This is a genomic window from Pseudooctadecabacter sp. (genome assembly GCF_965657175.1).
GTDB lineage: Bacteria > Pseudomonadota > Alphaproteobacteria > Rhodobacterales > Rhodobacteraceae > Octadecabacter.
The window spans coordinates 53,388-67,533 of sequence record NZ_CBFHNH010000006.1 but is presented as its reverse complement, the minus strand read 5'-3'; the positions used below and the strand labels follow the sequence as shown (position 1 = coordinate 67,533).

The 14,146-nt window shown below is 60.9% G+C and carries 11 protein-coding genes; 7 read left to right on the top strand and 4 right to left on the bottom strand.

Going from position 1 to position 14,146, the window contains the following annotated elements; translation table 11 throughout:
* Positions 1-92 precede the first annotated feature (92 nt).
* From putA to ACTG36_RS07195, 4 genes are read left to right on the top strand one after another with little or no spacing between them, the layout of a single operon-like run.
* The gene (putA, locus tag ACTG36_RS07210; RefSeq protein ID WP_375281601.1) at positions 93-3,464 is read left to right on the top strand and encodes a bifunctional proline dehydrogenase/L-glutamate gamma-semialdehyde dehydrogenase PutA; all 3,372 of its coding nucleotides are present in this window, start codon (positions 93-95) and stop codon (positions 3,462-3,464) included.
* 39 nt (positions 3,465-3,503) lie between these two features.
* Positions 3,504-4,244, top strand: a complete 741-nt coding sequence (locus tag ACTG36_RS07205) for a rhomboid family intramembrane serine protease (RefSeq protein WP_439141861.1) — start codon at positions 3,504-3,506, stop codon at positions 4,242-4,244.
* Positions 4,241-4,618 carry a GFA family protein gene (locus ACTG36_RS07200; RefSeq protein ID WP_375281603.1) on the top strand — a complete coding sequence of 126 codons (378 nt, stop codon included), beginning with the start codon at positions 4,241-4,243 and terminating at the stop codon, positions 4,616-4,618. Before ACTG36_RS07205 ends, ACTG36_RS07200 begins: the two co-directional genes overlap by 4 nt.
* Positions 4,615-4,974: a GFA family protein gene (locus ACTG36_RS07195; RefSeq protein ID WP_375281604.1), complete on the top strand. Its 360-nt coding sequence runs from the start codon at positions 4,615-4,617 to the stop codon at positions 4,972-4,974. The genes ACTG36_RS07200 and ACTG36_RS07195 overlap by 4 nt, the downstream gene beginning before the upstream one ends.
* Here ACTG36_RS07195 and ACTG36_RS07190 read toward each other — a convergent pair whose 3' ends face one another.
* Positions 4,975-5,763 (bottom strand): inositol monophosphatase family protein, encoded by a 789-nt coding sequence (locus ACTG36_RS07190; RefSeq protein WP_375281605.1) that lies wholly within the window; start codon positions 5,761-5,763, stop codon positions 4,975-4,977.
* 181 nt (positions 5,764-5,944) lie between these two features.
* Here ACTG36_RS07190 and ACTG36_RS07185 point away from each other — a divergent pair, with 181 nt between their 5' ends.
* A complete protein-coding gene (locus ACTG36_RS07185; RefSeq protein WP_375281606.1) occupies positions 5,945-7,882 on the top strand; it encodes a putative bifunctional diguanylate cyclase/phosphodiesterase in 1,938 nt (645 codons plus the stop codon).
* On the opposite strand, the gene ACTG36_RS07180 is transcribed toward ACTG36_RS07185, so the two are convergent.
* Positions 7,879-8,784 carry a LysR family transcriptional regulator gene (locus ACTG36_RS07180; protein WP_375281607.1) on the bottom strand — a complete coding sequence of 302 codons (906 nt, stop codon included), beginning with the start codon at positions 8,782-8,784 and terminating at the stop codon, positions 7,879-7,881. The two genes, ACTG36_RS07185 and ACTG36_RS07180, sit on opposite strands and share 4 nt — an antisense overlap.
* A 93-nt stretch (positions 8,785-8,877) precedes the next feature.
* Between ACTG36_RS07180 and metF the strand changes: the two genes are divergently transcribed.
* Positions 8,878-9,741, top strand: a complete 864-nt coding sequence (metF, locus tag ACTG36_RS07175; RefSeq protein ID WP_375281609.1) for a methylenetetrahydrofolate reductase [NAD(P)H] — start codon at positions 8,878-8,880, stop codon at positions 9,739-9,741.
* A gap of 50 nt (positions 9,742-9,791) precedes the next feature.
* Here metF and ACTG36_RS07170 read toward each other — a convergent pair whose 3' ends face one another.
* Both ACTG36_RS07170 and ACTG36_RS07165 read right to left on the bottom strand, forming a co-directional pair.
* Positions 9,792-10,865 carry a DUF2235 domain-containing protein gene (locus tag ACTG36_RS07170; protein ID WP_375281610.1) on the bottom strand — a complete coding sequence of 358 codons (1,074 nt, stop codon included), beginning with the start codon at positions 10,863-10,865 and terminating at the stop codon, positions 9,792-9,794.
* Positions 10,840-13,143, bottom strand: a complete 2,304-nt coding sequence (locus ACTG36_RS07165; RefSeq protein WP_439141858.1) for a xanthine dehydrogenase family protein molybdopterin-binding subunit — start codon at positions 13,141-13,143, stop codon at positions 10,840-10,842. The genes ACTG36_RS07170 and ACTG36_RS07165 overlap by 26 nt, the downstream gene beginning before the upstream one ends.
* Positions 13,144-13,270: 127 nt before the next feature.
* On the opposite strand from ACTG36_RS07165, the gene ACTG36_RS07160 reads away from it, so the two are divergent.
* A complete protein-coding gene (locus tag ACTG36_RS07160; RefSeq protein WP_375282139.1) occupies positions 13,271-13,870 on the top strand; it encodes an HD domain-containing protein in 600 nt (199 codons plus the stop codon).
* The last annotated feature ends 276 nt before the right edge of the window (positions 13,871-14,146 follow it).

The window sequence follows — 14,146 nt, the reverse complement described above, 5'->3', positions numbered from 1 at the left end:
GCCTTCATCTGACGGAAAATCATCCATCATTACTTGCGATATACTGACCACACCTCCTGCCTACTCTGCAACCCTTTTGGAACCGGTGCCCCATGCCCAAAGACACTACATCCCCGCTGCGCCATGCCATCGACACCGCCTATTTGGCCGATGAGATGGACACCGTCCACGTCCTCGCGGATCGTGCGGCGCTGACCCAAACGGACCGACGCGACATTGCCGCCGCTGGTGCCGGTCTTGTGACCCGCATCCGCACCCAATCCGATCCCGGCCTGATGGAGGTCTTTTTGGCCGAATATGGCCTGAGCACCGACGAAGGCGTGGCCCTGATGTGTCTGGCGGAGGCCCTGTTGCGCGTGCCCGACGCCCCCACCATCGATGCGCTGATCGAAGACAAAATCGCCCCCTCCGATTGGGGCACGCACCTTGGCAAATCCTCGTCATCGCTGGTCAACGCCTCCACTTGGGCGCTGATGTTCACGGGCCGCGTTTTGGACGACGACCGCGGCCTCGCCCAGCCCCTGCGCCGTGCGGTCAAACGTCTGGGCGAGCCTGTCATCCGATCCGCCGTGGCCCGCGCCATGCGCGAAATGGGCCGTCAATTTGTACTGGGCGAAGACATCGACAAAGCCATGGCGCGGGCGGCGGGCATGGAAAAACTGGGCTTCACTTACAGCTACGACATGCTGGGCGAAGCCGCGCGCACAGACGCGGACGCGCGTGCCTATCACCTTGCCTATAGCCGCGCGATCTCGGCTATTGCGGCCAGCTGCACCCACGGCACGGTCGCGGAAAACCCCGGCATCTCGGTCAAACTCTCGGCGCTGCATCCCCGCTACGAAGAGGGCCAGCGCGCCGACGTTCTGGCCACCCTCGTGCCGCGCCTGCGGTCTCTGGCGATGCTGGCCAAATCCGCAGGCCAAGGGTTCAACATCGACGCAGAGGAGGCCGACCGCCTGTCCCTGTCCCTTGACGTGATCGAAGCCGTTGTCTCAGACCCTGCGTTGGACGGCTGGGACGGCTTTGGCGTGGTCGTTCAGGCCTTCGGGCCGCGCGCTGGAGCTGTCATCGACTGGCTGGCGGACCTTGCCCGCCGCACGGGCCGCCGCATCATGGTGCGTCTGGTGAAAGGCGCCTATTGGGACGCGGAAATCAAACGCGCACAGGTCTTGGGCTTGCCCGGCTTTCCCGTCTTCACCGCTAAGGCCCACACAGACGTCAGCTACATAGCCAATGCGCGCAAATTGCTTGGCCTCAGGGACGTCCTTTACCCGCAATTTGCCACCCACAACGCCCATACGGTCGCGGCCATCCTGCACATGGCGCGCGGCTGTCCCAAGGACAGCTTCGAATTCCAGCGCCTGCACGGCATGGGCGAAGCCCTCCATAAAATCGTGCTGAAAGACAACGGCACCCGCTGCCGCATCTACGCACCCGTGGGCGCGCACGAAGACCTTCTGGCCTACCTCGTGCGGCGGTTGTTGGAAAACGGCGCGAATTCCAGCTTCGTCAACCAGATCGTGGACGAAGACGTGCCCGCTGCGATCGTCGCCGCAGACCCCTTCGACCAGATCGGCACCCTGCCCGACCTGCCCAAGGGTCCTGATCTGTTCGCCCCCCACCGCGCCAATGCAAGGGGTTGGGATATCACGCACCGCCCGACGCTGGACGCGATTGACCAGACCCGCAACGTGTACCAAACCCATCAATGGCAGGCTGGTCCCCTGTCTTCATCTGGCCAAAAAAACTCAAATCCGACGGCACAACCGGTCAAAAACCCCAGCCAGCCGGGCGATATCGTGGGCCACGTGACCCCTGCCACGCCCCAAGACGTGGCCGCTGCACTGACAGCGGCCCGCCTGTGGAACACGGACGCCACGGGCCGCGCCGCTGTGCTGCGGCGCATCGCGCAAGCCTATGAAGACCACGCCGAAGAATTCTTCGCGATGCTCCATCGTGAGGCGGGCAAAACCATGCTCGATGCGGTGGGCGAAGTGCGTGAGGCGGTCGATTTCCTCCATTATTACGCGGCCGAGGCCGAGGCCCGCCACCCCACCCCGCGCGGCACATGGACCTGCATCAGCCCTTGGAATTTCCCACTGGCGATTTTCACGGGCCAGATCGCCGCGGCCCTTGCTGCGGGCAATGCGGTGCTGGCCAAACCGGCCGAACAAACGGGCCTCATCGCGCACCGCGCGGTGCAGTTGATGCACGCCGCAGGCGTGCCCGCCGAAACGCTGCAACTGTTGCCGGGCGGCGGCGATGTTGGTGCGGCGCTGACCCGTTCCGATCAGATCAACGGTGTGGCTTTCACCGGCTCCACCGCGACGGCCCTAAAAATCCGCGAAGCCATGGCCGCGCACTGTGCGCCCGGAACGCCTCTTATTGCGGAAACCGGCGGGCTGAATGCCATGATCGTGGACAGCACAGCCCTGCCCGAACACGCCGTCCGTGATATCGTGCAATCGGCGTTCCAGTCCGCAGGACAGCGCTGTTCGGCCCTGCGGTGTTTGTATTTGCAAGAGGACATCGCCGACACGGTCATCCCCATGCTCAAAGGGGCGATGGACGCGCTTTGTTTGGGCAATCCGTGGGATCTCAGCACCGATGTGGGCCCCGTGATTGATGAGGCCGCCCGCAAAACCATTCAGGACCATATCGACGCGGCCCGCGCCGAAGGCCGCGTGATCCACGCCCTCGACACGCCCGATGCGGGCACTTATGTGGCGCCAACGGCCCTTCAGGTGAACGGGATCGCGGACTTGAAACGGGAAATCTTCGGCCCTGTCTTGCACATCGCCACCTACAAGGCCACGCAACTTGATCAAGTGATCGAGGACATCAATGCCACGGGCTACGGGCTGACATTCGGGCTGCACACCCGCATTGACGACCGTGTACAGCATGTGATCGACCGGATTGATGCGGGCAACATCTACGTCAATCGCAACCAGATCGGGGCCGTTGTGGGCAGCCAGCCCTTCGGGGGCGAAGGCCTGTCCGGCACGGGCCCCAAGGCTGGCGGGCCGATGTATATGCCGCGCTTTGCGTGGACCTGCGACCGGCCCGCCGCGCAGCCGCAGCCCGCCGATCTGCCCGGCCCCACGGGCGAATCCAACCGTCTGGCCACCCACCCGCGTGGCCCCATCGCCTGCCTTGGCCCTGACGCACGCGCGCAGGCAGAGGCCGTGCGCGCCCTTGGCGGCATCGCCATCACACCCACGGTGGACACCCCCGATGCGCTTGAGGTCCTCACCTGTGCGGCGGTGGTCTTTGACGGCGACACAGCCACCGCGCGCAGCTATGAACAGGCGCTGGCCCGTCGCACGGGTCCGATCGTGCCGCTGATCACCGGCCCGCTGGATGCGGGGCATGTGCTGCAGGAACGTCACGTCTGCGTCGACACCACGGCCGCAGGCGGCAATGCCGCGCTTTTGGCGGACGTGGGCGGCAGCCGCGATTAACCACTTGACCGTCCGCCGCCCTTGGCGGACGGTTGCCCCATGTTTCCAATCCGCGACCACAATCCGTCCGCCCGCATTCCCTACGTCACCTACCTGTTGATCGCGATCAACGTGGCGGTGTTTGCGTGGCAATATGGCGCCCTGCAAGACGTGCGGGCCTCCAATCAATTCCTTTATGATTACGCCTTCTGGCCGATCCTGTTTGCCAACGGCGAAGGATTTACCGGCTTTTTCACCCATATGTTTTTGCACGGCGGCTTTATGCATCTGGCCGGTAACATGCTGTTTTTGTGGATTTTTGGCGATAACATGGAAGATGAGATGGGGCACATTCCCTTCGCCATTTTCTACGTTCTGTCCGGCTTTGCCGCAGCCTACATCCAGTATTTGCCAGACACGTTGTCGCAAATCCCCATGGTCGGCGCATCTGGGGCGATTGCGGGTGTTATGGGCGGCTATCTGTTGCTGTTTCCCAAAGCCAAGGTCGATATTTTTGTGTTTTTCATCATCTTCTTTCGCATCTTCCCGATCCCGTCGTTTATCGTGTTGGGTGTCTGGATGGCGCTGCAGGTGTTCAACGGATTGGGCAGTGACCTCAACGGGGGTGGCACCGCCTATTGGGCCCATGTAGGGGGCTTTATCGCTGGGTTCTTGATGACGATCCCGCTGTGGCTGCGGCGGGGGGCTGCGGCCTATTGGGACCGCACAGACGGGCATCCGCCCCACCCCGAAACACGCTATCCCACGTCGAACGTGCCCGTGATCCGGAGGCGAAAATGACCCGCGTCACCTGCCATTGTGGTGCGGTTGAACTGCGCGTGACCCTAAAGGAACCGGTGTCAAACGCGCGACGGTGCGATTGTTCGTTTTGTGCAAAAAGAGGCCCCGCTGTGGTCTTCGTGGGGGCCGGTGACCTTGAAATTGTGCAAGGCGAAAAAGACCTCACGCTTTATCAATGGAACACGGGGCAGGAGGAACATTTCTTTTGTTCGCACTGCGGCATCTACACCCACCACCAACACGCCGACCCGCGTGAAGGCTATGCCGTGAACCTTGGCGCGATTGAGGGCGTGAACCCCGCCGACCACGATCCGATGCCGTGGTTGGACGGGCGCAACTATCAGCCTGCCGATTTTTCCAAGGTGCGCTCATGACCCGCGTGACCTGCCACTGCGGCGCGGTTGAACTGCGCGTGACTTTGGCCGAACCCTTGTCGCATGCGCGGCGGTGCGACTGTTCCTTTTGCCGCCGTCGCGGTGTGCCTGCCGCCACCGTCATGCTGCCCGATCTTGAGGTCGTCAAAGGTGCCGACGCCCTGTCGGTCTACAGTTTTGGCACCCACACGGCCAAACACCACTTTTGCAAAATTTGCGGTGTTTATACCCACCATCAGCGGCGATCCAATCCCGATGAATACGGGGTCAACATGGCCGGAATTGAGGGCGTGCATCTGCCAGACCACGGCGATATCCCGTGGCATGACGGCGTGAACCACCCGTCAGACCAGTGATCAGCCCTTGCGCAGAACGCGGGCGAATTGTTCAAAGATCGGCTCAGCACCTGCGATGATGTGACCATCACCCAGCAAATCACCCTCAGGCATCAGTGGCTCGACAAAGGCCCCTGCCTCTTGTGCGATGATGATGCCAGCGGCAATGTCCCAGGATTTCAGGTTGTATTCCCAGAACCCTTCAAACCGGCCAGCGGCCACCCAGCACAGATCCAACGCGGCGGCACCGTTGCGTCGCATGCCGGAACACGCGGGCATCAGACGGCCCAGATCGCGCAGCATTTCGGGCAGGTAACGGCCACCATCCGGCGGCAGACCGGCCGCAAAAACCGCATCGGCCAAACGGTTGCGGCCTGACACGCGGATGCGCGTTTCATTCATCCAAGCGCCTTCGCCTTTTTCGGCAAAGAACAACTCGTCCTTGGCCGCGTCATAGACCACGCCAGTGACGATTTTACCCTTGTGTTCCAAGGCAATAGACACTGCCCAATGGGGCATGCCGTGCAGAAAATTCGTTGTGCCATCAAGGGGGTCCACGATCCAGCGGCGGGTCGGGTCCTCCCCCTCGATCGCGCCGCCCTCTTCGCCCAGAAACCCATAGGTCGGGCGGGCTTCCATCAGGGCTTCGCGGATGATGGTTTCGGCGTTGCGGTCGGCACGGGTCACAAAGTCACCAGGGCCCTTCTTGGACACCTGCAGGTTCTCGACCTCGGTAAAGTCCTTCAGCAACGCGCGGCCTGCACGACGGGCCGTTTTCATCATGACGTTAAGATTCGCGCTGGTCACCATTGTCGTCTCCTTCAGGCGGGGGCCGGATTGCCGCGCCCATTGTTCGTGGCGCGTATAGGCGAGGCGCGATTGACCGACAAGGGGCTGCTTTGTGCGCCAAACATGTCAATTGACACTTCAATATCCCTGGGGAGACGGGGCATAGTGGCGGCAACGAACACGCGAGCATAACGTTGGGGCCATGATGATCGACCGCATTGCCGTTGCAATCCGTCCCCATTTCGCAGCGATTGGCACCCTCAGCACGCGTGACATCCCTTTGCAATTGCTGTCCGGCTTTTGCGTTTGTGTGATTATCGCTTGGAAGGGCTATGTCCTGCCCGCCGTCCTGATCATGGGCTGGCTTGTGGCATCAGAACTGATGGTCATCCGGTTGTTTCACCGCAAAACGCCCTTTCGTCATTGGACAAAGGACCACCTTTTGCTGGCCGCTTTGGGGTTGGCGACGATCAACAACATCATGTATGTCCTGCCTGCACTTTACATGGCGACGGACCCGTCACTGGCGATCAAGATTGCGGCCCTTTTGTGGGTCTTGGGGATACAGGTCTATACCGTCAATATTTGGTCGCGCCATCCGGTATTCCTGTTCGCGTTGTTGGTGCCTTCCATGACCATGACGGTGATGACGGTTTTCGAATTTTCCCGCACACCGCCCACGGGATCGACCTTGACGGAATGGGGCATCACCTTTGGTTTCGTATTTCTGTTCATCTACGCCACGATCGACAGTCTGCGGCATCATCTGGCCACCGAACGGGCCCTTTTTGCCGCACAGGCCGAATCTGCGCGACGTTTAAACCAATTGGAAGAAAACCAGCGGCTGGACCCGCTGACCGGTCTGCTGAACCGTCCGGCCTTTGATGCGGCCTTGCATGTAATGCTGACGGATCGGAACCTGACAGGCGGCGAAATCGCGGTGGTCCTCATTGATCTCGACAATTTCAAACCCATCAATGACACCTACAGCCATGAGGCCGGTGACCGTTTGCTGATCGAGACCGCCACCCGCGTTCGCCGACGTGTCGCGGACCATGGGATCGTCGGGCGTCTGGGCGGGGATGAGTTTATTTGCGCGATACATGATTTGCCCGACGGCGACGCCGCAATTGATTTTGCATGGGATCTGGATGCGGCCATCAAAGGCCCGATCCAGTGGAACGAGCGCACCCTCAAGATCAATGCAAGTATCGGCGTCGCCATGACGTCAGAGGACCGGCCTGCGCTGGAAGACACCGTGCAATCACTGTGTTCTGCGGCCGATCAGGCGATGTTTGCGGCCAAATCCTCCCCCAACAGCAATCCGGTCCTGTTTGACGCCGCAAGCTTTGCCCCACGGATGTCCCCGCAAGACAAACAAGCCCTGATCGAGGCCCTGTCGACCAATGCGATCCAGCCGTTTTACCAACCCAAAATTCACCTTCCCAGCGGCAAGATCATCGGGTTTGAAGCCTTGGCCCGCTGGCGGCATCCCGACGGCACCCTGCGTCAGCCCGATGATTTCATTGCGCAAATTAACGAACTCGGCCTGCAAGGTGACTTCATGACCCTCATGGCCAGTCAGGTCGTTGATGACGTGCAGGCCCTGTTGGATCGTGGCCTTGATCCAGGGCATGTGTCGTTCAACGTGCCCGAAATTGCACTGGCGACCCTGACCGGTTGCCAAGACCTTGCGCGGATCGTCAAACGGCATCCGGACACGGCCAAACACCTGACGTTTGAGATTACGGAGGATGTCTTCATCGCCCGCGCGGCAGAGGCCATCCAATCCTCCATCGCGGCCTTCCGTGCCCTTGGGGTGCGCGTATCACTGGATGATTTCGGCACGGGATTTGCGTCGTTTCATCACCTCAGCCAGCTCGATTTTGATGAGTTGAAGATCGACACCAGTTTTGTGGCAGGCCTCGGCCAGGATCCGACATCGGATGTTCTGGTGCGTGGGTTCCTCAGCATCGCGTCGGGTCTGGGCGTCAGCGTCATCGCCGAAGGGGTCGAAACCGAAAGCCAAAGCCGCGATTTGATCAACATGGGCTGCGTGATGGCGCAAGGATATCTGTTCAGTCCGGCCATTCCGCTGGACGCCGCCGCCGCCCAGTTGGAACGCCAACAGGCCGCTTAGGTGCGCTGCAATTTCACGGCTTCTTGCCGCGCTTTGCGCACCAGATGGGACACATAGGGCAGATCAACTTCGTCATCGCGCACAGCCGCATAAAGACGCCGCGTGATGCCGGTTTCGGTCAGGGGCCGCGTCACATAATCGGACCCATAGGCTGTCTGCCGCACAACCCAATCAGGCAGCACCGCCACCCCGCGATTGGACGCCACAAGCAACAAGATCACCGCTGTCAGTTCGACCTTCCGCACCTCTTTGGGCTGCACTTTCGCAGGCATCAAAAGCTGTGAAAACACATCCAGCCGCGCCTGATCCACCGGATAGGTGATCAATGTCTCATCGCGGAAATCCTCTGCCGTAACGAACGGCTTTTGCGCCAGCGGATGTTGGGCCGAGGCCACAAAAACCGGTTCATAATCAAAAAGCGGGATGAAGGTGGTGCCGGGCACATCTTCGGGGTCAGACGACACGACCAGATCCACCGCCTCCTTGCGCAAGGCTGGCAGCGCATCGAAGGCCAGACCGGGGCGGATATCCACATCCACATCGGGCCATGTCTTGCGAAAATCCTCCAGCACGGGGAACAGCCATTCGAAACAGGCGTGACATTCAATGGCGATGTGCATGCGGCCCGCGCTGCCCTGAACCAGACCGTTGAATTCAGCCTCAAGGGCTGCGACCTCAGGCAGGATGCGGTTGGCTGCGGCCAACAAGCGCTGCCCCGCCGCCGACAGTTTGAGGGGTTTGGACCGGCGCACGAAAAGCTCAACCCCCGCCTGATCCTCGATCCCTTTGATCTGATGGCTCAGCGCGGATTGCGTGATCCCCAGCATGTCAGCCGCCCGGGCCAGACCGCCGGTGTCATGAATGGCCTTGATCGTGCGCAGGTGTCGAAACTCGATATGCATTTGAGGGGAACCTCATGATGATCGTGAAAGTTATGAATTTGCCTCATATATGCCGATCCTCGATAAAGGAGCAACCTTTTGGAGACCCCCATCATGCCCGCGCCATCCGTTTCGTTTGAATTCTTCCCGCCCAAATCCCTGCCCGCATCCTTTCGGCTGTGGGACTGTGTGCAAACCTTGGCGCCGCTGGACCCGTCTTTTGTGTCGGTGACCTATGGCGCGGGCGGCACCACCCGTAAACTGACCCACGAGGCCGTGGAAGCGATCACCAAAACCACCGACCTCAACGTGGCGGCCCATCTGACCTGCGTGGATGCCACACGGGCGCAAACCCTTGAGATTGCACAGACATACAAGGCCGCAGGTGTTTCGCACATCGTGGCCCTGCGCGGCGACCCCCCCAAAGGCGCGCACAGCTTTCAGCCCAACCCAGACGGATTTGACGGGTCCATCGACCTGACCCGCGCGCTGGCCGATCGTGGGTTTGTGGTGACCGTGGGCGCCTACCCCGAAACCCATCCGGACGCGACCAACGCGCAGGCCTGCATCGACCACCTCAAGGCGAAAATCGACGCAGGCGCCACCCGCGCCATCACCCAGTTTTTCTTTGAAGCCGATACATTTTTGCGCTTCCGCGATGCCTGCGCGGATGCGGGCATCACGGCCCCCATCCTGCCCGGCATCCTGCCCGTCGAAAGCTGGAGCGGCGTACAGCGGTTTGCCAAAGCCTGCGGTGCCCACATCCCCGCGTTGCTGCAAGACGCCTTTGACCGCGCAGAGGGCACCGACAGCGCGGATTTGCTGGCCACCGCCCACGCGACCGAGTTGTGCGATGATCTGTGCGCCGAAGGAGTCGACCACCTTCATTTCTATACATTGAACAAGCCGGAACTGACCCGCGACATTTGTCATGCGTTGGGGATCACCCCCAAAACAGCCCTGCAAAACGTGGCTTAGGGCTGATCAAAATTCCGGAATTTTGATCTCGGGTCTAAATTTCCGGAAATTTAGGCCCGCTCACCCGCAGGGACCGCACCTGACTTGGCGCGCCTTCGGAGGTCCACACTTTCGTGGACCCGTTCGGACGGGTCGCGCCCGACATTCCGAGCCCGCCGTGTCAGAAACAGCTTTGACCAGCCCCGCCATTTCCCTGTCGAGGGCGCGGTGGCATCCGTGTCAAAACGCCCGATGCATCCGTCCGGCAAGGGGAGCCCGCAGGCCGTGAGCCGTTCCAACATCCAGACCATCGACAGATTGGCGAAGGGACGTGCAGGTTCATATCCGTTCAGTTGCCCCCCCACATCCCCATGGGTTCCGGGAAACCAGACCTGTTCCATATGGCCCGACCAGCCGGGCGGGGATGACCAGAGCACCGGCGCATAGGCCTCCCGACTTTCGTCAATCGCCAACGCGTGAAAGCCGTTGCGCACAGACCTGCCGAGTGCGTGGTTGTGAAAGGCGTGTTCCACTTGGCTCCAGCGCCAGATCACGGGCAGGCGCAGGCCCAGCGCCTTGACGGTGTCCCAAACGGCGACGGCTTCAATTTCAACCGAGGGATGACAAAACTTACGTCGAAAGGCAGCAGCGGCAGGGCCACGTCCGCCCCGACGATAGTGGCGGTAGGCCAGTTGGACATTGCGTTCGGTCGCATGTTCGGGCTGCACCAGCCCGACCAGATCAATCACCCCCGCCAAAGACCGCACCGCATAGGCCCCGCGCGAATAGCCCGCCAGCACGATTTCATCACCGGCGCGATACCGCGAAGCCAGTGCCCCATAGGCCCGTTGAATTTGCCGATTGATCCCACGGCCTTGCATCACGTCCAACGTAGCGCCCCACGTGTGCCACTGAATGCCCGGTTCATAGTAGAGGGTCAGGTTTTCGCGCTGTCCTACTTCAAGCAACAGCTTGTAAAGCTGACCTGCATGGGTTTCGCATCCGTCCGCCAAGGTCGACATGGTGCCGTCCAGAATGACCACATGGGTCGCCGCCCCGCGTTTGCGGCCCGCCCCTCCTTCGGGGTGGGGCTGCCGCCCCAGCAGAGATCGCAGCCATCTAAGCAGCGGCGCCCCCTTTCGCAGCGTTGATCATCTGCCAAACTCGGTGCGGCGTAAACGGCATCTGTACGCCCCGCACCCCGACGTCCCACACCGCGTCCTGCACCGCATTGGTGATCGCGGCCAGCGCGCCAACGGTTCCGGCCTCCCCACAGCCCTTCATGCCCATAGGGTTATAAAGGCTCGGCGTGGCTTCTGTGTCAAAATACATCATAGGCACATCATCGGCACGCGGCATGGCATAGTCCATGAACGATGCAGTGAGCAGCTGGCCATCTTCGTCATACACAACCCGTTCCGTCAGCGCCTGACCGATGCCCTGGGCCACGCCGCCATGGACTTGCCCTTCGGCCAGCATCGGGTTGATAAGATTGCCAAAATCATCAATCACCGTATAGCGCTCGACGGTGACAACACCGGTCTGGGGGTCGATTTCCACCTCTGAAACATGGGCCCCATTCGGAAAGCTGCGTTGTTCCAGTTTGATCCGTTTTGAGATGCTCAACAGATCATCACGGCCCGCATCGCGGGCCATATCAGCGACCTCAAGCATGGTTGGGGTCAGGTTTGACCCTGCAATGCGGAACCGTTCATCATCAAAGGAGACCTTTGTGGCAGGCACGCCCTCGGCCTCTGCCAAGAATGCGGTGAAGCCTTCGATCATGACCTCAACAGCAGCCAAGGTCGCCGTGTTCTGCACCGTCACAGAGCGCGACCCGCCGGTGCCACCGCCTGTCGCAATCAGATCGCTGTCGCCTTGGATCACGGCAATCCGGTCGGCTGGAATACCCGTCTGATCTGCCAGAAACTGTGCGAAAACAGTCTCATGGCCCTGACCGTTGCTTTGGGTGCCCACAAATATCGACACAGTGCCATCCTTGTTGAAATCCACACGAGACGTTTCAGCAGGATTGCCCAAAATACTTTCGATATAGTAACACAGACCGATCCCACGCAACGCCCCCCGCGCAACACTGTCAGCCCGACGGGCGACAAATCCAGCCACGTCCGCCTGCCCCATCACACGGGTCAACACGCGGTCAAAATCGCCCACATCATAGGGTTGGCCCGTGGCGGACATATAGGGAAACTGGTCGGGACGAATGAAATTGCGCCGCCGCAATTCGAACGGATCAACCCCCATCTGGCGCGCAGCGGCATCCATTGCGCGCTCAAGCACATAGATTGCCTCAGGCCGGCCGGCCCCTCGATAGGCGTCGACCTGCGTGGTGTTTGTGTAGACGCCAAGGGTGCGCATATAGACGGTCTGGATGTCGTAGACGCCGGGCAGAACCTTGGAAAACAGCTCCGTCTGGATGGGCTGGGCGTATTCGGAATTATAGGCCCCCATATTGGCCACTGTATCCACGCGGTAGGCGACCAGCCTGTGATCGGCGTCAAACCCCAAGGTCGCGGTCGAGTTCAGATCACGGCCTGCATTGTCGCTTTGCATGGCCTCGGACCGGTCCGACATCCACGCGACGGGGCGGCCCAATCTGTGCGCGGCATAAGACACTAGAAATGTCTCGGGGTATTCCATGGCCTTCATGCCAAAGCCGCCGCCCACGTCTGGGTTCGTCGCGCGCACTTGCGTTTTGTCCAGTTTGAGAAACCGCGCCATGTTGTCCCGTGTGCCCCAGACGCCTTGACCATTGACCGACACATGCAGCCTGTTCTCGCCTTCGGGTTCGGCATAGCAGCCACGGGGCTCCATGGAATTGACGATGACGCGGTTGTCTTCGACAGGAACGGTCACCACATGGGCCGCGCCGTCCATGGCGGCGGCAACAGCCGCCTCATCGCCCAGTCCGAAATCAAAGGCGATGTTGTCGGGGGCCTCTGCGTGCAAAGACGCCCCGCCAGGGCTGAGCGCCACATGGGCCTCAAGGTCATCCACATCGAAAACGATCATCTCTGCCGCGTCGCGGGCCTGTGCCAACGTGTCAGCCACGATGAACGCCACAGGCTCCCCCACGAACCGCACACGGTCGCGCGCAAGGATTGGGCGTTCGGGGGCGGCCCCTTTGGTGCCATCGCGGTTGGTGACCACCGTGGCCCCCATGGCGACATCAAGCCCCTCAGCCTCCCGATCGGCGAGGGTCAGGACCAGATGAACACCCTCGGCCCCTCGCGCATCCGAGGCGTCCAATTCGGCAACAACACCATGGGCCACGGTCGATCGCAGCACATAACCCCGCAACGCCCCCTGCGGCGCGATGTCATCCACATAGCGCCCATGGCCGGTCAGAAACCGAAGATCCTCAACCCGTTTGACCGATTGTGATTTGCCGAATTTGTCCATGACGTGACCTCTGTTGATGTTGGCTTGGACCCTAGCGGGTCCGCCGTGCGCGTCCAGCCCCCAATCGCCCCCTTGCGCGCGCCAGCATCCCCTTTCAAACTGCACCAAACCAGCGTCAGGACAGCCCATGGACCACGTTAAATTCACCCAGATGAAAGACGGCGACGCCGAAGACTATGCGTTTTTGACCGATCATGAGGTCGCATACACCAAAGGCACGGCGGACCGTCTGCTCACCGCGCTGGTGTCGCTGGACGAAAGCCTGTCGGGGTATCAAATCACCCGTCTGGGACACTCATTGCAATCGGCCACACGGGCCGAGGCCGACGGGGCAGACATCGACTGGATTGTCGGGGCGTTGTTGCACGATATCGGGGATATCTTCGCCCCCTACAATCATGACGAATATGCCGCAACGATCCTGCGGCCCTTCGTGCGCGAACAAGTCACATGGGTCGTCGAAAAACACGGCGACTTTCAACTGGTCTACTATGGGGAACACGTGGGCGCGGACCCCGAAAAACGTCAGGCCTATGCGGGCCATGCCTATTTCGACGACTGCGTGACCTTTTGCGAACGCTGGGATCAGGCCTCCTTTAACCCCGCCTACCCCCACAAACCCATCGACCATTTCGCCCCCATGGTGCGCGACGTCTTTGCCCGCACGCCCTATGATCCGGCCGTCCTACGTCCCGGCCACCGCGCCCCACTTGCAACGGCGCGTTAAACAGCGCCCGTTGGCGTTTTGAGTATTTTTGGCAAAACGAAACCAAAGGTAACGCTCCCTTAACCCACGGCGCGTTAACGTTAATGCACGGTACAGGCTGGAGAGCCGATGGCCGTGCAAGACGAAGCCACCCCTCGTGTCACGCAAGCCTGAGCTTACGCGTGTCCGGGGGGTGTCTTTACCCGCCGCGCTTGGGCACCCTGTTTCGTTTTGCCCAAAATACTCAAATTCCGCCATTTCGTCTGTCCCTTATCCTCTGGCCCATATCCTCTGGCC